At 52.3% G+C, this 18,087-nt stretch carries 20 protein-coding genes and 1 riboswitch; of the genes, 5 read left to right on the top strand and 15 right to left on the bottom strand.

Annotated elements, in window-relative coordinates; all coding sequences use genetic code 11:
- Nucleotides 1–115 precede the first annotated feature (115 nt).
- From RQP18_RS02575 to RQP18_RS02565, 3 genes are read right to left on the bottom strand one after another with little or no spacing between them, the layout of a single operon-like run.
- Nucleotides 116–1,072: a 2-hydroxyacid dehydrogenase gene (locus RQP18_RS02575; protein ID WP_342388602.1), complete on the bottom strand. Its 957-nt coding sequence runs from the start codon at nt 1,070–1,072 to the stop codon at nt 116–118.
- A complete protein-coding gene (locus tag RQP18_RS02570; protein WP_342388601.1) occupies nt 1,073–1,837 on the bottom strand; it encodes a TIGR01457 family HAD-type hydrolase in 765 nt (254 codons plus the stop codon). It lies immediately after the preceding gene.
- Nucleotides 1,827–2,258, bottom strand: a complete 432-nt coding sequence (locus RQP18_RS02565; protein WP_342388600.1) for a DUF86 domain-containing protein — start codon at nt 2,256–2,258, stop codon at nt 1,827–1,829. Before RQP18_RS02565 ends, RQP18_RS02570 begins: the two co-directional genes overlap by 11 nt.
- A gap of 88 nt (nt 2,259–2,346) precedes the next feature.
- On the opposite strand from RQP18_RS02565, the gene RQP18_RS02560 reads away from it, so the two are divergent.
- Nucleotides 2,347–2,613: a DUF3055 domain-containing protein gene (locus RQP18_RS02560; protein ID WP_342388599.1), complete on the top strand. Its 267-nt coding sequence runs from the start codon at nt 2,347–2,349 to the stop codon at nt 2,611–2,613.
- Nucleotides 2,614–2,673: 60 nt separating this feature from the next.
- Here the strand turns inward: RQP18_RS02560 and RQP18_RS02555 are convergent, their stop codons facing one another.
- From RQP18_RS02555 to RQP18_RS02530, 6 genes are all read right to left on the bottom strand, one after another.
- On the bottom strand, nt 2,674–3,081 hold the full coding sequence (locus RQP18_RS02555) for a YutD family protein (protein WP_342388598.1): 408 nt from the start codon (nt 3,079–3,081) through the stop codon (nt 2,674–2,676).
- A gap of 4 nt (nt 3,082–3,085) precedes the next feature.
- Nucleotides 3,086–4,006 carry a lipoyl synthase gene (gene lipA / locus RQP18_RS02550; protein ID WP_342388597.1) on the bottom strand — a complete coding sequence of 307 codons (921 nt, stop codon included), beginning with the start codon at nt 4,004–4,006 and terminating at the stop codon, nt 3,086–3,088.
- A gap of 143 nt (nt 4,007–4,149) precedes the next feature.
- A complete protein-coding gene (locus tag RQP18_RS02545; RefSeq protein ID WP_342388596.1) occupies nt 4,150–5,742 on the bottom strand; it encodes a Na+/H+ antiporter NhaC family protein in 1,593 nt (530 codons plus the stop codon).
- Between the two features lie 81 nt (nt 5,743–5,823).
- Nucleotides 5,824–5,986, bottom strand: a riboswitch (Lysine riboswitch).
- Nucleotides 5,987–6,033: 47 nt separating this feature from the next.
- Complete coding sequence (locus tag RQP18_RS02540; RefSeq protein ID WP_342388595.1) at nt 6,034–7,350, bottom strand: bifunctional metallophosphatase/5'-nucleotidase; 1,317 nt, start codon at nt 7,348–7,350, stop codon at nt 6,034–6,036.
- A 10-nt stretch (nt 7,351–7,360) separates the two neighbouring features.
- Nucleotides 7,361–8,182, bottom strand: a complete 822-nt coding sequence (locus tag RQP18_RS02535) for a sulfite exporter TauE/SafE family protein (RefSeq protein ID WP_342388594.1) — start codon at nt 8,180–8,182, stop codon at nt 7,361–7,363.
- A gap of 75 nt (nt 8,183–8,257) precedes the next feature.
- A complete protein-coding gene (locus RQP18_RS02530) occupies nt 8,258–9,106 on the bottom strand; it encodes a DUF72 domain-containing protein (RefSeq protein WP_342388593.1) in 849 nt (282 codons plus the stop codon).
- 299 nt (nt 9,107–9,405) lie between these two features.
- On the opposite strand from RQP18_RS02530, the gene RQP18_RS02525 reads away from it, so the two are divergent.
- Together RQP18_RS02525 and RQP18_RS02520 are read left to right on the top strand one after the other, a co-directional pair.
- Nucleotides 9,406–10,110, top strand: coding sequence for an ABC transporter ATP-binding protein (locus RQP18_RS02525; protein WP_342388592.1), 705 nt, complete (start codon nt 9,406–9,408; stop codon nt 10,108–10,110).
- Nucleotides 10,107–10,871 carry an ABC transporter permease gene (locus tag RQP18_RS02520; RefSeq protein ID WP_342388591.1) on the top strand — a complete coding sequence of 255 codons (765 nt, stop codon included), beginning with the start codon at nt 10,107–10,109 and terminating at the stop codon, nt 10,869–10,871. Before RQP18_RS02525 ends, RQP18_RS02520 begins: the two co-directional genes overlap by 4 nt.
- A 137-nt stretch (nt 10,872–11,008) precedes the next feature.
- Here RQP18_RS02520 and RQP18_RS02515 read toward each other — a convergent pair whose 3' ends face one another.
- Both RQP18_RS02515 and RQP18_RS02510 read right to left on the bottom strand, forming a co-directional pair.
- Complete coding sequence (locus RQP18_RS02515; RefSeq protein ID WP_342388590.1) at nt 11,009–11,149, bottom strand: hypothetical protein; 141 nt, start codon at nt 11,147–11,149, stop codon at nt 11,009–11,011.
- A gap of 22 nt (nt 11,150–11,171) precedes the next feature.
- The gene (locus RQP18_RS02510) at nt 11,172–11,729 is read right to left on the bottom strand and encodes a thioredoxin family protein (RefSeq protein WP_342388589.1); all 558 of its coding nucleotides are present in this window, start codon (nt 11,727–11,729) and stop codon (nt 11,172–11,174) included.
- A 129-nt stretch (nt 11,730–11,858) separates the two neighbouring features.
- On the opposite strand from RQP18_RS02510, the gene RQP18_RS02505 reads away from it, so the two are divergent.
- A complete protein-coding gene (locus RQP18_RS02505; protein WP_342388588.1) occupies nt 11,859–12,773 on the top strand; it encodes an EamA family transporter in 915 nt (304 codons plus the stop codon).
- Nucleotides 12,774–12,795: 22 nt separating this feature from the next.
- On the opposite strand, the gene RQP18_RS02500 is transcribed toward RQP18_RS02505, so the two are convergent.
- From RQP18_RS02500 to RQP18_RS02485, 4 genes are all read right to left on the bottom strand, one after another.
- Nucleotides 12,796–13,728 (bottom strand): prenyltransferase, encoded by a 933-nt coding sequence (locus tag RQP18_RS02500; RefSeq protein WP_342388587.1) that lies wholly within the window; start codon nt 13,726–13,728, stop codon nt 12,796–12,798.
- Nucleotides 13,729–13,749: 21 nt separating this feature from the next.
- Entirely contained in the window at nt 13,750–14,076 is a 327-nt protein-coding gene (locus tag RQP18_RS02495) for a hypothetical protein (RefSeq protein ID WP_342388586.1), read from the bottom strand.
- Nucleotides 14,073–15,614 carry an NAD(P)H-hydrate dehydratase gene (locus RQP18_RS02490; RefSeq protein ID WP_342388585.1) on the bottom strand — a complete coding sequence of 514 codons (1,542 nt, stop codon included), beginning with the start codon at nt 15,612–15,614 and terminating at the stop codon, nt 14,073–14,075. Before RQP18_RS02490 ends, RQP18_RS02495 begins: the two co-directional genes overlap by 4 nt.
- Nucleotides 15,615–15,959: 345 nt before the next feature.
- Nucleotides 15,960–17,066: an alanine racemase gene (locus RQP18_RS02485; RefSeq protein ID WP_342388584.1), complete on the bottom strand. Its 1,107-nt coding sequence runs from the start codon at nt 17,064–17,066 to the stop codon at nt 15,960–15,962.
- A 223-nt stretch (nt 17,067–17,289) separates the two neighbouring features.
- Here RQP18_RS02485 and RQP18_RS02480 point away from each other — a divergent pair, with 223 nt between their 5' ends.
- Nucleotides 17,290–17,865, top strand: a complete 576-nt coding sequence (locus RQP18_RS02480) for a M15 family metallopeptidase (RefSeq protein ID WP_342388583.1) — start codon at nt 17,290–17,292, stop codon at nt 17,863–17,865.
- Nucleotides 17,866–18,087: the final 222 nt, after the last annotated feature.

Below are 18,087 nucleotides of genomic sequence, written 5' to 3'. Positions count from 1 at the left end.
AAACCACCTCTTTCCTATTTGCCTCCCATCATACCACTATCCGGAGCCTTTGTTAACCTTTATTTATTTAAAGTTGACAATAAGGGCTGAAGGCACCCCCTGAGGGCGCCCTTCCCTATTTTACCGGTGTAATCGGCTTACCGCCATTCAATACTTCCATGATATTGTTGACGCACAGGTTCATCATGTTGTTCCGCGTATCCACCGATGCGCTGCCGATGTGCGGAAGCAGCGTCATGTTGTCGATGCCGATGAAAGGATGGTCCCTGCCGATCGGTTCGTTTTCAAAAACATCGAGGGCGGCGCCTTTTATTTCACCAGTTCTGACCGCTTCTGCGAGGTCTTCCTCCACAACGTGGGCGCCGCGGCCGATATTGACGAAGAAGGCGCTCTCCTTCATGCGGCTGAATGCCTCCCTGTCAAAACGGTGCTTCGTCTCTTCAGTGAGCGGGGCAGCACATAATACAAAGTCCGATTCAGCCAGCAGATCTTCGAATGAGACCAGTTCTGCACCCATGGACTCCCCGACTTCGGAGCGGCTGCGGTTATGATAGAGGACTTTAGAACGGAAGCCAGACAGGCGCCTGGCGAATGCCGCTCCGATCGAGCCCATGCCGAAGATGCCCACCGTCTTGCCGAAGACATCCGTACCGGCCATGTGATATGGGCTCCAGCCCGACCATTCCCCTGCCATCAGCTCGCGGTTCGCCTCCAGTACACGACGTGCGGCCGTCAGCATCAGCGTGAATGCAAGTTCGGCAGTGGTTTCGGTCAGCACATCCGGAGTGTTCGTAATGATGACATCATGCGCCCGGGCCGCTTCCAGATCGATGTTGTCAAAGCCGACAGCCAGATTGGCCACGACTTTGAGATTTTCTGCATTCTGGAGCATCTCCCGATCGACCTTGTCGCTGAGCATGGTCATTACACCATGGGCATCTTTCGTCTCTTCAAGGAAGCGTTCGCGCGGCATCGGCTTCTCGTCTTCATTCCATACGACCACTTCAAAGTCCTTCTTCAGCTTTTCAATCATGTTCGGATTGATTTTTCGGGTGATTACAATTTTCTTCACTTACTCCACACTCCATTCTTTCAGATGATCGATCATGTATTCAGGCTGTCTTGCCTGTTTCTTCACTGCCTCTCCAGATGTGACGCCCGTATTGACATGGAGCGTATCCACGCCATTATCGAGACCGGTACGGATATCGGTGTCATAGTTGTCGCCGACGAGCAGCACCCTGTCCTTCGGCAGTCCGAGCGTGGAGACGGCCGCCTCCAGTATGATGCCCTGGGGCTTTCCGATTGTGACCGGCTCCACATCCGTCGTATTCACGAGCACCGATACGAGCGCACCATTCCCCGGCACGAGCCCCGCCTCTGTCGGAAATTTCCGGTCCGGATTGGTGGAGATGAATTTTGCCCCGCCGGCAATCAGCCGGGCACCGAGCGACAGTTTTTCATAGTTGATGGCCGTATCCAGCCCCATCACCACATAATCCACATCGGAATCCGCAAGGGTGAATCCAGAATCCGCAAGGGTTGATTTCAGACTTTCGGAACCGATCACATGGACGCGTGCTCCGGGCTGCTCCGTTTCGAGGTAGGCGGCCGTTGCCATCGCTGATGTATAGAGTGTTTCCGGATGGATGTCAAACCCCATGTCGATCAGCTTCTGTGCCGCTTCCCACTGTGTTTTTGTGGCATTGTTGGTCAGGAAAACATACGGGATGCCATTTTGGTTCAACCGGTCGATGAAGTCGATGGCCCCGTCTATAACGGTGTTCCCACTGTACATCGTGCCGTCAAGGTCGATCAGGTAGCCTTCATACTTCATGCTGATCTCCCCCGAACGCAGTGATCGCCTGTCCCTCATTTTCAAAGAAGGCGAAGACATTGCCTTTGAAATCCCTGTATGCCGGCAGATGCTTCTGGAAACTCTCCTTCATCGCCCGGTGGTCCAGCTGCGTATAGTTGCGTGTCAGTTCGCTCCGCCATCTGAATGTTTCGCGGAAATGCCCGTTATCCTCCGGCGGGATCGCACCCTCATTTTCCATGATGTCCATGACATCCTGGTAGCTTCCCGGATCGCGCAGGATGAAAGCATCGATGATCATGTTGCCGACATCGACCACCGCTTCAATCAGCATATGGCATGTGCGCTCGAGCGCAAGCCCTTCCTTCCTGTCGAAATCGGCTGCAAGGTCCTCTATATAGTCCAATCGTTCAAGCAGTATATCCTTGTCTACAAAATACATCCATCGACACTCCCATAATAGTTCTTTTGTAACTCTCCCAATAATATGATAGCATAATTCCAGTACACTTGAACTGGAGGGGAACCCTTTGATCGACTTCTTTCTTTACGATGAATCAGAAGATACCTATACCCGCTATGTCAGCTTTGTGGGCGAACATGGGCGGTACGATCTGGCCATCATCCAGACGGACCGCTATTTCGGCAAAAGCCTGGTCCTGAACACACAGGGCAACCGGTTCGGCATCATCGGCCCGGATGATCTCGAAGAGGAAGGATATATCGCCCATATACTGGGGTACACCGACGAGGAAGCTTCGGAAGTGGAGGCGTTCCTCTCGGAAATCATCGTCTGAAGAAAATATGTGTGGATAAGAATGAAGCCTGCTCCCCCGAATCGGGGAGCAGGCTTTTCCTCATTCCCCGTCCACAGGCTGATGGGCGGCGAGCGTCTTGTTCTTCTGTGGTTCCGGCCCCGGGCCCTGTCCCTCGGGTGAAGTTCCGGTGCTTGTGCTTTCTTCATCCGCTTCCTGCCCCGCCTTCATTTCCGATTTCGGGATTTTGCGCAATACGAAGTAGGCACAGCCGAAGTTGCAGTACTCATAGAGGTAGTCCTGTATGGCACTGTACTTCTTGTCCCGTTCCACCTTGGATTTGCCATCCCGGTAGAAGCCGGTCAGCCTCAGCTTCTCATAGCCGATATCTCCAACGATATAATCATATTTATTGAGCACTTCGCTATACTTCTTTTTAAATTGTTCTTCATCAAAAGCATCCCGGTAATCTTCAACCAGTTCAAAATGCATATGATCTATCGTAATCATAGTACTACTCACCTTTCAATAGTTCATCACCTTTGGCCTGCCTTGCCTTGGCAGCTTCGTTCACCTGCTCATCGGCATGATAGCTTGAACGGACCATCGGCCCGGCTTCACAGTGCTTGAAGCCTTTTTCCATCGCCACTTTCCTCAGTTTGCCGAATTCAAGCGGCGTATAGTACTTCTGGACTTTGAGGTGCTTCCTTGAAGGCTGCAGGTACTGGCCGATCGTCAGTATGTCGACATCATTCGCACGAAGGTCGTCCATCGTCTGGTGGAGTTCCTCGACCGTCTCGCCAAGGCCGACCATGATGCTCGATTTGGTCGGAATATCCGGATACATCTCTTTTGAACGCCTGAGCAGTTCAAGCGTCCGATGGTATTTCGCCTTTGCACGGACTCTTGGCGTCAGGCGCTCCACCGTCTCAATGTTATGGTTCAGAATATCAGGCTTGGCATCCATCAGTGTCCTGAGGTTATCATACTCCCCACCCATGTCCGATGGCAATACTTCGATTGTCGTAAATGGATTCTCCTCGCGGACTTTCCTTACCGTCTCCGCATAAACCCTTGAGCCGCCGTCCTTCAGGTCATCCCTTGCGACTGCCGTGATGACGACATGCTTCAGGTTCATCATCTGCACAGATTCCGCCACGCGGTTCGGCTCGTCCCAATCCAGTTCATTCGGCAGTCCTGTCTTGACTGCACAGAATCTGCAGGCACGGGTGCAGATCGCACCCAGGATCATGAATGTGGCAGTGCGGCGTTCCGCCCAGCATTCGTGTATGTTCGGGCACTTTGCCTCTTCACATACTGTATGTAGGTTCTTCTCACGCATCATTTTCTTCAGGCCGGTATAGTTTTTATTGGTGTTCAGCTTGATCTTCAACCAATCAGGTTTTCTCAGGATCTCTTCATTTTTTGTAGCCACTTATAATGCCCTCCTTATGAATTGAATATCATGTTCATATTATCATAATTATTCGAATAAAGTGTCAAAAATAAAAAAATGTTCCAATATGTGGGCTATTGCATATTAAAAAGCTCCCATCCTGAGGTGGGAGCTTTTCTGCTCTATGATTCTGTACTTTCTTTGGCGATTGGAGTATAGACGACCTTGGAGACGACTACGACAATAATGATGAGCACCAGCAGTGTCAGAAGGGCGAGCAGGAGACTCGATGTCAGCCCGAGGACCAGGTAGCCGACCAGCGCAATCAGCGCAGAACCGACCGCATATGGCAGCTGGGTCATGACATGGACGATGTGGTTGCACCCCGCACCGGTGGATGACAGGATCGTCGAGTCCGAAATCGGTGAACAGTGGTCGCCGAACACTGCGCCGGCGAGTACCGCTGCGATGCTTGGCAGCAGCAGGTCCGTCGCATCGAGTGAGATCATGATTTCACCCGTGATCGGGATCAGGATGCCGAACGAACCCCAGCTTGTCCCCGTTGCCAACGCCATCAGACAGGCGACCGCAAAGACGACTGCAAGCAGCAGACCTGTCGGCATGTTCGAATTCTCGACCATCGCACCGAGCAGTTCGCCGGTGCCGAGCTGGCCGATCAGATCCCCGATCATCCATGCCAGAGTCAGCACAAGGATTGCCGGGAACATTGCCATGAAGCCGGTCTTCACACCCAGCCAGATTTCCGTCTTGCCGAAGTCGCTGTCCTTGCGTGTATATTTGAAGAAGTAGAACAGGCTCAGCACCAGGCCGACGATTCCCCCGATGACGAGGGAATGCGTAACCAGCGTATTTTCGAAGATGCTGAAGATGTCGAACGAACCGCCCGTCATTGCACCTGTGACGAACATCGCCACGATGACCGTGATGGCGAGACCCAGAATCGGCACGATGAGCGCTTTGGCAGAACCCTGCTGATGGACGGGGAGCTCCTCGTCCGTCTCGCCGGGCACTTCACGCGTGTCCCCGACGACCTGTCCCTCATTGATGGCGAGGGATTCGTGCTTGCGCATCGGTCCGATGTCGAAACGTGTCAGGATGACGATGAACATCATCGCCACCGCAGTCAGTACGTAGAAGTTCATCGGAATCATATAGACGAATGCCTGGAATGGCGTAACCGCCACCATGCCCGCTGCGGCAATCAATGGTGCCACCAGCCCCATGATGCCTGCGCCCCAGCTTGAAATCGGGGCGATGACGGAAATCGGTGATGCCGTCGTATCGATCAGATAGGCAAGCTTTGCCCGGGAGACGTTATATTTGTCCGTAAGCGGCTTTGCCACCTGGCCGACGATCAATGCACTGAAGTAATCATCAATGAAGACGATGATGCCGAGCAGTGCGGTTGCCATGTTCGCACCCCGCCGGGATTTCACCTTCGTCAGTGCCCAGGCGGTGAAGGCCCTGGCCCCGCCCGACATGTTGATGAATGCCGTCATGATGCCGAGCAGACTGAGGAAGATGAGGATGAATGCATTCCATGTATTGATGGATCCCCCATCCACGAAAATGATCGCGAAGCTGTTCCAAATCATTCCCAGCGTTTCCATTATGTCCGCGCCCGCTACGACAAACGCCGAAGTGATGATCCCGACACCAAGGCTGATGCCCACTTTGCGTGTCAGCACCACCAGCAGCAGTGTAAGAAGCGGCGGGACGAGGGAGATGTACTCCCAGTTCAGTATACTTTCCATATATATCCTCCTGAGAAACTATTTAGATCATAAAAAGACGTCACAGCAGCATTACAGATTCAGCCACCGTGACGTCCATCACCAATATGTAGCGCATCATCGTAATGACAGTACCCGGCCTCTTCGACCTGGTCCCAGAATGGCACCCCGCCGGGTGCATCCTTCGGCAACTGCCCCTTTCCAGAAGTTCAAAGCATGCCTGCTCCCTCCTGTACTCATGGCCGTTGCGACCTCTACTTTCCGTTCTTCAATTGTCATAGAATATTATAGCATAGATTGCGCACTTTTCAACTATAATTCCGTACGGTACATCTTGACGATATCCCGCAGAAACTCCGGCATCTTGTAGACTTTCTTCGAATACCTGAACTGCGGGAATATCCTGCCGAAAGTGTACATGTCCAGTGTGCCGAGCTTATAGTGCCGCCGGTCATCGATACGTTCGCCATTGATGTAGTATTCGCGCTCCGACTGGATATAGCCGATATTGTCCGTGACGAAACAGCCGAATATATCCCCTCTGAAACCGAGGCCCCGGACGATGTCATCCTTGAACTCATGCTTTGACGCCTGGTTGAAGACTTCCTTCAGTTCACGCCCGGTCAATTCAATCTGGACCGTATTGATCGCATGCGGCAGCACCTTGTGCAGGTCGTATTCCGTCAGGGCGCCGCCTTCGAAAGGCTTCGCAATGAGCCCCGTGTGGAGCAGGCTCGCATCACTGTCCGTGAACAGCCTTACCATGCGTGCCAGTGTCACGATGAACTGGCTGGTGGAATAGAGGGTCCGTCCGATCGGCGGCGCCTCATCCTTGACGACTGTCGACATCATGTCCCGGCCGATTTCATAATAATGGTCATCGCTGCTCGACAGGAGGTCGGTATCATAGATGCGCGCATGTTTCCGGATGAGGGAATGCCCTTCAAACTCCAGCGTCACTTCCCCGACGTAGTCGCCGAACCGTCCGGCAGCCGCAAGCAGGGTATCTCCGACCCACTCCCCCTCTTCGAAGTAGTGGTGGGTGTGCGAACTCAATATGACATCTATTTCAGGGAACATCATTGCGAGCGACTCGTCATCATAACGTCCGAGATGGCTCATCATGACGATGCAGTCGACCTCTGTATTGATCTCCCTTATGGCTTTCAGAATCCATTCGAAAGCATCCGACACTTCCCAGCCCAGTGCCTTGTAGAAGGGGGTGAACTCCACCGTCGCGGCGATGAAGCCGAACCTGATGCCCTCCACCTCCTTGATGACATAGGGTTTGAAGTATGGGGACGTGCTGCCCACCTCACGGAGGTTGGCACAGATGACATCGAAATCGGCGTCGTCGTACAATTCCTTCAGGTCTTCCTTCTGAAGGGTGATGCCTTCGTTGTTGCCGATTGTGGCCACCTCGCAGCCGGCCTCGTTGAGAATTTCCACGTTTCCCTTCCCGAGCGTCGCTTCCGTGTAGGGATGGGAGCGGTCTGCGTGGTCTCCGAGATCGACATACATCATATTCTGTTTGTATTGCCGCTTCTTGTTGTGGAGAAAATCTTTTATCTTCAGATAGTTATACAGATGACTGTGTATGTCATTTGTATGGAATAGCTTCACTTCCATCGAATCACCTCTAAATGATGGTCTGTAGAATCATGTATACGCCGAGCAGCAGAAGGACTGTGCGCAGCACGACAACGAGCGAATCGGAATTGAAGCGGTGGTTGGCCATTACGCCGATCTTGGCCCCAATGAAGGCGGCGGGCACGATGAAGAGTGCATACCAGAAGTCCACATTGCCCTGCAGCATATGGCCCACGGCTGCGGCCGAACCGGAAAAGAAGACCATCATCATGCTCGTGCCGATCGCTATGGTCGCCGGCATGCGGAACACAAGCAACATGAGCGGCGTCATCAGTGCGCCGCCACCGATGCCGAAAAGACCGGTGAAAAAGCCGACCACGAATGTGGATATGATGGCGATATAGGCCGGGAATCCATAGTGGTGGACCTCCCCCATATTATCCACATGGGGCTCCATATAGCGCTCGTTTTGAAAGATGGAAATGGGCTTTATCCTGTCCCTGATGATGAGCAGGGCACTTAGAAATATGAGGAAGATGCCGAAATACAGGTTGAAGCTGTCGATTGTGAAGAAGCGGCTGGCATAGGATCCGATGAAGGCACCCGGCATGATGCCGAGCAGGAACAGCCTGCCGTTCTTCCAGTCCACCTGGTTGCTTCGTCCATATGAGATCATTGCGGACAATCCGATGACAATCAGGATGATGCTTGAAGTACCGACTGCGCTCTGCGGTGTGATGCGGTCCAGAATACCCAGGTTGATGCCGAAGAATATGAGCAGCGGGACGATGATGACGCCCCCGCCGATACCGACAAGCGCTCCAAGGGCAGAAGCGGCAAGCCCGATCAATATAAGGATGATATATTCCATAAGCGTGGCTCCTTTGGAAGACCAGGAGTTCCTGGCTGTAATTATGCATCAGAAATCTTCTTCCCCCCACTCCAGCTAGAACAACTTCAGCTGTTTCGGGGAAAGCCCTTCATACCGGATATCCATCATTGCCATGAAATCCTGTGCATTGCCAGCGGCATGTCCGCCGGAATTGTTGTTGAAAACGATGTAGATGTCCTTCGTCTTATGCTTGAGGATTTCGACCTGCTTCTTCAGCCACTCAAGCTCTATTTCATTATAATCGTACAGGTACCTGACATTCCGCCACTCCTGGCTGGTACGATCCTTCTGGGTCCAGCCATGCACGTTGCGTCCATGCAGCCTGATGAATGCCGTCCGGTCCGTCACCCGGTTGACGAACGGGATGCTCCCCATCCCGGCCTGGGGCTCGTCACAGATGCTGTGGATCATGCCGTTGGCATCAAGGAATGACAGCGTCTCCTCACGGTACCGCGCCTCGAACCACGTCTGGTTCCTGAACTCGACCGCCACCTTGTATGGCTCAAGCTGTTCCTTCGCATATTTTACATAGCGTATATTCTTATGTGTACAGTCGAACCACGGGGGAAACTGCAACAGGACGAACCCGAGCTTCCCCGCCTTCTCCATCGGGCGCAGCATATCGCGGAAGGCACTGAAGACATCCCTGATGGAGTCATAGTGGTCGCGGTAGTCGCTGTGCCCCGTCATATATTGGTGGGCCTTGACGACGAATTTGAATTTATCCGGGGTTTCATTGCACCACTTCTCAACCGTTGAAGTACGCTGGATGGCATAGTACGTTGCATCCAGTTCAACAATCGGGAAATGGGAGGCATAGGCCGGCAGCTTATCCTTTTTATTTGCAAGGTCGGTATATAGATCATCATGATCCCCCCAACCTGTCAGTCCAATATAAATCATAGAAATCACCTTACTTTATTGTAACATAATTCAGGCAGCCATTTGTATAAATACAGCGCGGCAGGGAATATGTAAAATTCATTATTTTTAATAATTATAATTTATGTTATACTCTTATTTATAATAATTATAAATAGTGTTACCGCCCACTTTGCAGCTGTGGGAAAGTTCGTATAAGATGGTAACTGGGCATGCAGGAGGCAGCCATACGCTATGGAGGTGCATGACTGCATTATCATGTCAACGACCACGGGCGGGATCAGCTGTCGACCACTCTAATGTATAAGGAGCACATTTCCATGACTATAATCGAATTCAAAAATGTCAGCCATAATGGCATTCTACATAATATCACCGGTCATTTTAACGAGGGGCGCATCACAACCTTCGTCGGCCCCAGTGGTGCAGGAAAGACCACCTGCCTGAAGCATATCAACGGCCTGCTTTCGCCCGACTCCGGGGATATATTTTTCAGGGGGGAGAATATTGCCGGCATGGATATGATCGAATTGAGAAAGCGGATCGGAATGGCCTTCCAGAGTGCACCGATGATCGGCGGGACGGTCTATGACAACCTCAACCTTCCAAAGGCCATCTTCGGTGAGACGCTGGATGAGAAGCGTGCCGTGGAACTGCTGGACCGTGTCGATCTCGGCAGCATACCGCTCGATCAGAATATAAAATCACTCTCCGGGGGAGAAAAGAGCCGCATCTCCATCGCGCGTACGCTCGTCAACCAGCCAGAGGTCCTTCTGCTCGATGAAATCACCGCAAGCCTCGACTACCGGATGGTGAAGGAAGTCGAACGGCTTATCCTCCGTCTGCAGAGTGAATACAATGTCACCGTCATCTGGATCACCCATGACCTCGACCAGGCACGCCGGGTCAGTGACGACATGTGGTTCCTGAGGAGCGGGGAGCTGATCGAATTCGGCGATGCATCCTTCATCGACCATTCCGATAATCCGCTCATCCAAAAATTTGTGGAGGGGGAAGAACTTTGACCTATACACAGCTTGCGCTATCCCTGATATTCATCGCCATTCCACTCGGATTGGCACTCGTACTCAAACTCGGCCTCGAAAAGGATATCATCATCGCGACCATCCGTTCAATCATCCAGCTGCTGATCGTCGGATATATCCTGACCTTCGTTTTCGAAAGCGACAGCCCGATCTTCATCATACTGATGATTATGCTGATGATTGCTGCAGCGACACAGAACATCATCAAAAAAGGGGACGGCATCCCCGGCATCACATGGATGATCGTCCTTACACTCGTCGTTGTGGAAACAGTGACGATGGGTATCATGCTGAGTTTCGGCATCATTCCATTTACTCCGCAGGAAGTCATCCCGATCAGCGGCATGGTCATCGGCAACTGCATGGTGCTGTCCCTGCTCTTCCTGAATAAATTCAAGGACGAAGTCGATCGCAGTGACGAAACCATCGAACTCATCCTGTCCATGGGCGGCCAGCCCAAAGTCGCCATCGACAAGAGCCTGAAGTCGGCCATCCAGACCAGCATGATCCCGACAATAGAAGCACAGAAGACCATGGGACTCGTCCAGCTGCCGGGCATGATGAGCGGACTCATCATCGGTGGTGCCGATCCGATGGAAGCCGTCCTGTACCAGCTGTTGATCTTGTTCCTGCTCCTCACAACCGCAGCCATGTCATCCGTCATGGTCGGATACATGGCCTATCCAAAACTGTTTAACCAGAAGATGCAGTTTATCGGCCTGCAGTATAAATCACAATAGTTCCTCTGTCCGCTTCCTGTTGGAAGCGGCTTTTTTATTTTTACGAAGCTTAGAAGTGGCGGAATGGAGCTCCAACTTGCAGTCGTTTCGCCTGCGATTGTGAATGGAACAAAAAAGGTGCACAAAAGTGCACCCCGCTATCCGTTATCTCCTGTAACTTCTCCATATCGTACTGCGATATATGCCACGGCACCAGCGATGACACCCGTCATCACGCTTTCTGTAAAGAGGCCGAGCAGGCCTCCTGCAATCACATATGTCGTCACCCGACTTCTCATGCACTCAACTCCTCTATCCCGCCTACAGTTTCTGCTCGGTCTTCTCTTTTATGCTTTCATATGTCGCCTGCCAGAATGTCTCATCACTTTTAAAGCGGGATGTCAGCGTCTGGATGGCTTCCTTGAATGCCGCATCGTACTCCGGTGAGCCCTTCTCCGGCAATCCGGACATCAGCTGGCCGACTGCCTGCTGCACTGTTTCTGCACGGGGACCCCAGTGCGTCACTTCTTCACCATCCTCATCGATGAAAATGAAGATCGGTATGGAACGGGATTTGCCGTTTGTCAGATACTGGTCCATCAGCTCCAGGTTGCTGTCCCTCAGTAGCATGCGTACTTCGGTATGGCTCTTTTCAGCCAGATGAAGCAGTATGGGTATGTTCATCATGGCGTCACCGCACCAGTCTTCGGTGATGGCGATGACACGGAGCTTCCTGTTTTCCAGACGCCGGAAGAAGTTTTCGTCATCCGGAATCTGAAATTCATCGTACACCTTCTGCAGATTCTCTTTGTGCTTTTCCATATCTTCTATATACGTTTCTGCTGTCATCGCTTGGTCATACCAATGTTCGAGCGTCATTTTCTCTCCTCCAGTGTTGATTTCTTATCCCGATTATATCATTTCATGATATCCTCAACTAATAATTGGATATTGAATTTTTAGATATCCTGGACTATCCTTTTAATAATGGAGAAGGGAGGCACGTGTATGGAAACGGATTCGAAACATATCAGAGGACTGATATTTGTACTGCTGGGCGCGACATTATGGGGCGTCGGAGGTACGGCTTCAGACTTCATCTTCAAGAACACGCCTGTCACTGTGGAATGGTATGTGGCCTTCCGCCTGACAGTAAGTGGCATCATCCTGCTTTTTGCATACTGGCTGTTTTCACGGAAGCAGCAGCCGGTCCGGATGGACCGCCGTACCCTTGGCATGCTGATCATCTATAGTCTGCTCGGCATGACGATGGTGCAGTATTCATTCATGGCGGCAATCGGCTATGGGAATGCTGCGATTGCGACGGTACTCCAGTATACTGGACCGATCTATATCATCCTGTGGCTGATCATCCGCAAGTACTCGAAATGGACGATCGCCGACGCCTTCATCATCATCGGCATGGTTGCGGGAGTCGTGCTGCTTGCCACGGACGGCAATCTTTCGAGGCTCATCGTATCGCCACCCGCCCTCGTATGGGGTCTGATATCAGGTGTTGCACTTGCATACTATACATTGCACGCCCAGGTACTCCTGTATCGGCTGCACCCGCTTCAACTCGTCGGTGGATCGATGCTCATCGGGGGTATTGCGATGAATTTCATCCATCCCATCTGGAGGTTTGATTTCAACTTCGACTGGACGGCCGGACTCGTCGCCATCCTGCTCTTCTCCGTTCTGCTCGGGACGACGCTTGCTTTCCTTCTATACATAAGCAGCCTGAAGCATATCTCCTCGAAGGAGGCCGGGATCCTGGGTACGATGGAACCCGCCTCGGCAGTCATAAGCTCGGTTTTGTGGCTCAATATCAGCATGGGGTGGTATCAGATCATCGGCATCATCATCATCCTCGGGGTTGCCATCTATATTTCCGTCGGACGCAAGGACAAGGAGAAAAAATAAAACCACCCCCTCGGGGTGGTTTTTACATATCCGGAAACAGTCCCAGCCATATTGCTGTCGCCATCGCCAGCAGAAGTAGCACTTTTTCATAGGCCGTCACCTGTTCGACATCCCGCACCTGCATCCGGAGGACGAGATAGATGCCATAACCAAGCATGAGCAGTGTACCGATGGCGCCCACCGGACGATCCCATATCATGGACAGTGCAATCAGCCCGACGAGGCCGAGATAGATCAGGGCGGGCAGGCCCGCACGGTTCATTCCAAAACGCTTCACCGACCATACGACACTCGTCTCCTTCACCGGAGCTGCCTGTCTATCAGCCCGAATATCCGGAATATGATGGATCATGACCCATGCCATGCACCAGATTGCGTTGATCAATGCATTCTGCCATGCCCAGGCAGGAATGTGATCCAGCATGATCCATGGTGCTGCAAGGCCAAGCATCAGGAGGGAAGGAAAAAGGCTCAGCCATTCACCGAGGAAAGGGCGGTATGCAAACCTGAAAGGTTGCAGGGAATATGACGCCGCCCCCCATAGTCCGACCATGCACAGGATGGCGAGCTCCACCTGACCGAATAGGATGAACAATGCTGCAGCAATCACCAGTATCGCCGTCACGACGAGACCGATCCGCTTCAGCATGCCAAGTGTCATGGTGCCGGTCTGCAGCACCCGGCTGCCTCCCGACAGCAGTCCCGGGCTTTCCTGGTCGGTGCCCGACTTGAAATCGGTGATGTCATTGAATACGTGGGTGAGCACGCCGTGGACGAGAAGTCCTCCGATGACAAGCAGAATAAATAATAGAAAAAGATTGAATTTCGATACGTCGTAGCCGAATGCCAGGGGAAGTACCGTCGATATGATTGTTGCGATGCTCGATGTCACAACTGCAACCACCCGCATGAGCATCCCGATCCCCCTGAAACTGTATGATTCCTGTCCTGCCATAAAATATACCCCTTTCGCCCCTTATGTTGTCTGCTGTCGTGCCTTGTCCAGCGCCTTCTCAATATCACGTTTCCAGCGCTTCCTGCCATTGACTACGAAGCGCATTGCATCACCACTCTTAAGAACGATCTCCAGTCCATTCGGAACCGGAAGCAGCTTCATAATATGATGATTGATGAGGTGGACCCGGTCGACTTCTTCAAGCGCTATCTTCGATTCCTGCCTGTTCAGGTTCATTGCATGCGGAAAGTGGTATATATATTTCGAAGTCAGATGGAGCTTCCCACTCGTAGCCACGCCATTTTTGAACAGGTTGCCATTGCCGCTTCTCAAAGCCTGTTCCTTCACTTTTTCCCCTCCATTTCCTTGAGCATCTCCTTGCCTGTTTCGATGATATTCCCCGGCGTCACGCCATAGTGGGAGTATTTCTGTGCCGCCCGTTCGCCTGAAGCGGCATGGACGTATACCGCAGCCTGCATCGCTTCGGCCGCCCCGGCCCCCTGGGCGAGGAAGGAGGCGATCATGCCGGTCAGGACATCTCCGCTTCCACCTTTCGCAAGGGCATCATTGCCATGCGGGTTCACCCAGGTGCCTTCAGGGGTCGCAATGATCGTACGGTGCCCCTTCAGAACGAGGTGTACCTGATACTTCCTCGCGAAGTCCTCCGCAACAGTGATCCGGTCCGCTTCAATATCGGCGACCGTCCGTCCTGTGAGGGTGGCCATCTCGCCAGGGTGCGGAGTGAGGATGACCGCCCCTCTGTACCGGGACAGCATCTCGAGCCGATCCTTCACATGATACAGCCCGTCTGCATCGATGATGATCGGCTGGTCATCCAGATGCTCCATGATTTCTTCAATGAATGCTTCACCTGCATCAAACCGTCCCAGCCCGGGCCCGACGGCAACTGCACCCACCTTTTCAAAGAGGTCTGCTTCCACGCCTTCTCCATTGAAGTGCCCCTCAGCACCCGGCAGCGTCCGGATGAGTGCCAGCTGGTTCTGTCCGGCGATGACCGGGTATATCTCTTCAGGTATTGCCAGTGTCACGAGGCCGGCACCGGTATTGTATGCAGCGTGGGCGCTGTAGAGCGGAGCCCCGACAAATGGCTTCGATCCCCCGATGACCAGCGCATGGCCGAAAGTCCCCTTGTGCCCGAATTGCGGCCTTCCCGGAAGTGCCTGTACAGCCAACTGCTCCGTGATCAGTTCCGGCAGTTCCATGCCGAGCCTGTCGGCCAGTGTTCCGGGTACGGAAATATCCTTCACTTCCAACCGGCCGATGACCGATGGACCGTCCTGCAGGAAGAAACCGCGCTTCGGCAATGCGAATGTAAACGTCTCATCTGCCCGTATCGCCACATTTTCCACACGTCCGGTATCACAGTCGAGACCCGACGGCAGATCGACCGCGAACACATGCGCCCCGTGGCCGTTGACCATTTCGATGATGTGGTTGAACGGCTCCCTCACCGCACCCGAAATGCCGGTGCCGAGCATCGCATCGATAACCGCTTCAGACGAGGCAAGATCCTCGTCCAGGCGCGCCAGTCCCTCTTCAATGGAATGGAGGGGCAGCTGACGGGCAGTATGTATCCGGTATTGCACCAGCGCGTCCCCCTGCAGTTTTTCTGGATCCACAAGCAGCCAGGCTGCCGGGTTGTACCCTGCATCGAACAGCCGCCTGGCAATGACGAATCCATCACCGCCATTATTCCCGCTGCCGACCAGTATGGTGATCGGCAGAGACCGGTCCGGATACGACCGTATGATCTCGTCTGCAACCTGGTTGCCGGCAATCTCCATCAGGACTGCACCGGAAATGCCGATCTCCTCTATCGCAAACCGTTCGATGTTGAGCATTTCATCCCGCTTCACAATTTTCATGTTCGACCCCCATTCACCTTTTATGCCATTATACACTCAATTTTACGAAAATAAAAAAATCCACGGCAAAAATTACCATGGAAAGGTGCCTACCCGGATTTGATGCCCGCCCCACAGAGTGGAATGACGATCTTTTCTGTTTATTTGTGCGGGTCTTTGAGATAGCCGCCATAGTTGGCCACAGAAGTGATTTCTACGATGAATGCTGCAGGGTGCCCCTTATCCAGAACAAGCAGCGGGGACCGCCCTCACATGCCGGCATGTCACTCGCATAGCGCCATAGCGAATGTTCCGAATCCTCCCGCACGACGGACTGATAGCCCGCTGCTCCATTGGCTTCTTCTCCTATTGCAGTCTGCCCCTGGCATCGATCTTGATCTCTTCCTGCACTTCACCGTCCGATATGAGCCAGGCCGTATCATACAGATTCGACACCGGACAGATGTGGTTCGGTATGATCTGCACCTTCTCTCCGATTTCCACCTTCTGATTGAACGCTTCATCGTATATGATGGCATGTTCATCGAACACGCTGTCTATATGGACGCCTTCATATTCCCGGATGAGGCCAAGCCCTTCGGTGCGGGTGATGCCTTTTGTCCTTGTCTGCATGGTGATGCCTTTCGCCCCGACATCCGTAATGACACGCTCGTGTGTCGGTTTGCTGATGACGGTCGTCAGTATCGATGCGGCACAATGCGCATACGTGCCGATGACATTCGACTGGCCGGCATCCATCAGGATATAGGTGCCCGGCCGTATTTCGGTGATGCCCTCCGGAATGTCGAAGCCCAGCATGAAGGGCGGCGTGGAACCGATGCTGACCACTTCGGGGGCCATGCCCATATCCTGGGCAAGCTGTGCAAAGCCGAGTGTGCGATGGGCACTCTCTTCATAAAGCGCCCTGCAGGCTACGGTATTTTCCGCCTTATATGTATGCCCGTCATGAGAGAAGACCCCTTTGAAGTGTACATTCTGCGCTCTGCCGATGGCATCCAGCAGCTTTTTGAAATCATCCGCTTCAATGACGCCGGAACGCTTTTCGCCCACTTCAATTTCCACGCTCACCTGCGCTTTCTGGCCACTGCCCTCAAAGATACTGTCTATTTCCTCCACGTGGTGGATGCTGTCGATGCCGAATGAAATATCGACAGATCCTGAAAGCGCCCTTATGCGCTCGATCTTCCTTCGGCCGACGATCTGGTTGGCGATGAATATATCATCAATGCCCGCCTGTGCCATGACTTCCGCTTCGCCCACTTTGGCCACAGTAACGCCCCGGGCTCCCGCTTCCACCTGCCATTCTGCGAGCGCCGACATCTTATGCGTCTTTGTATGCGGGCGCAGCTTCACTCCGTTCCCATCGGCAAAACGCTGCATCCGTACAATATTGTCCCGGACCGTTTCCCTGTCGATCAGAAGTGCCGGTGTATCAAGCTCTGAATAATGCATGCATCTACCTCCCATATGATCATATCCAATCCCATTCTACCATGACTCCCACCTGTAATCAGACTTTAACATTCCCCCACTGTCCGAGGGGAATGTTACAAGACCGTTACCCTTTCTTTTCAATTCACCATGACGGGTTTAAAAGGAGGTATTAGGATGATATGATACCGGAGTGTCTTGAGGAAATTGAAATAATACATTATGAAGGAGATGGATCAGTCCCATGTTCAAACAGATAATGCCGCTATCCATGATGTTTTTCAGCCTGTGGGCAGCATCCGGGATTCTTTTCACGGACGCAGGCACCGCCGCATCCGACGATAAAGAGAAAGAAGAAAGAGAAGAACAAGAGGTGCTCGACTTTGACGAACTGCCGGAGGAAATCCATCCAGAGGTTGAAGAGAAAGCCGAGACACTCGTCGAAAAGGCTAAAGAAGAAGATATAGATATAAAAATCACTGATGATTTCCGTTCCATAAAGGAACAGGATGGACTCTTCAATAAAGGCAGGACTTTCCCCGGCCAGATCGTTACAAATGCCAAAGGTGGCGAATCCTATCATAACTATGGACTGGCGATCGACTATGCGCTGGAAGTCGACGGCAAGGTCATCTGGGATGTTGGATACGATGGCAATGACAACGGCGCGTCCGACTGGTTCGAAGTCGCAGACATCGCCAAGGACCTCGGCTTCGAGTGGGGCGGCGACTGGGACGGCTTCAAGGACTATCCTCACCTCGAAATGAACTTCGACTACTCCATCCGTGAACTGCAGAAAGAATATCGTGACCTTCCATAATGGATATGAGAACCGCAATGCATGGACATTGACGGTTCTTTTTCATGGAATAATAGCTCCTTCCAAAGTACAAGTCACATACATAATGAAATTATAAATGTTAATTATTTTAAAATAATATTACATTTGGATTACTATTGCCTTTCAATTTTTCAATATTATTGAAAAATTTAGACAGGGTGATATCGTGGATTATGTAGCATACATCTATAGACAAAGGAG

Origin of the sequence: Salinicoccus sp. Bachu38 (genome assembly GCF_038561955.2) — a bacterium.
In the GTDB taxonomy this organism is placed as follows: Bacteria; Bacillota; Bacilli; order Staphylococcales; family Salinicoccaceae; genus Salinicoccus; species Salinicoccus bachuensis.
The sequence above is the reverse complement of the archived record's forward strand: the minus strand, read 5'-3'. Positions and strand labels throughout refer to the sequence as shown.

Coding starts and splice junctions, on each gene's coding strand:
- RQP18_RS02500 (WP_342388587.1), bottom strand. CDS start 13,728: ATGGCAGGACAGGAATCATACAGTTTCAGGGGGATCGGGATGCTCATG.
- RQP18_RS02535 (WP_342388594.1), bottom strand. CDS start 8,182: ATGGAATATATCATCCTTATATTGATCGGGCTTGCCGCTTCTGCCCTT.
- RQP18_RS02510 (WP_342388589.1), bottom strand. CDS start 11,729: ATGACGCTCGAACATTGGTATGACCAAGCGATGACAGCAGAAACGTAT.
- RQP18_RS02480 (WP_342388583.1), top strand. CDS start 17,290: ATGTTCAAACAGATAATGCCGCTATCCATGATGTTTTTCAGCCTGTGG.
- RQP18_RS02485 (WP_342388584.1), bottom strand. CDS start 17,066: ATGCATTATTCAGAGCTTGATACACCGGCACTTCTGATCGACAGGGAA.
- RQP18_RS02570 (WP_342388601.1), bottom strand. CDS start 1,837: ATGAAGTATGAAGGCTACCTGATCGACCTTGACGGCACGATGTACAGT.
- RQP18_RS02545 (WP_342388596.1), bottom strand. CDS start 5,742: ATGGAAAGTATACTGAACTGGGAGTACATCTCCCTCGTCCCGCCGCTT.
- RQP18_RS02515 (WP_342388590.1), bottom strand. CDS start 11,149: ATGAGAAGTCGGGTGACGACATATGTGATTGCAGGAGGCCTGCTCGGC.
- RQP18_RS02530 (WP_342388593.1), bottom strand. CDS start 9,106: ATGATTTATATTGGACTGACAGGTTGGGGGGATCATGATGATCTATAT.
- RQP18_RS02540 (WP_342388595.1), bottom strand. CDS start 7,350: ATGGAAGTGAAGCTATTCCATACAAATGACATACACAGTCATCTGTAT.
- RQP18_RS02490 (WP_342388585.1), bottom strand. CDS start 15,614: ATGAAAATTGTGAAGCGGGATGAAATGCTCAACATCGAACGGTTTGCG.
- RQP18_RS02565 (WP_342388600.1), bottom strand. CDS start 2,258: ATGTATTTTGTAGACAAGGATATACTGCTTGAACGATTGGACTATATA.
- RQP18_RS02505 (WP_342388588.1), top strand. CDS start 11,859: ATGGAAACGGATTCGAAACATATCAGAGGACTGATATTTGTACTGCTG.
- RQP18_RS02555 (WP_342388598.1), bottom strand. CDS start 3,081: ATGATTACGATAGATCATATGCATTTTGAACTGGTTGAAGATTACCGG.
- RQP18_RS02525 (WP_342388592.1), top strand. CDS start 9,406: ATGACTATAATCGAATTCAAAAATGTCAGCCATAATGGCATTCTACAT.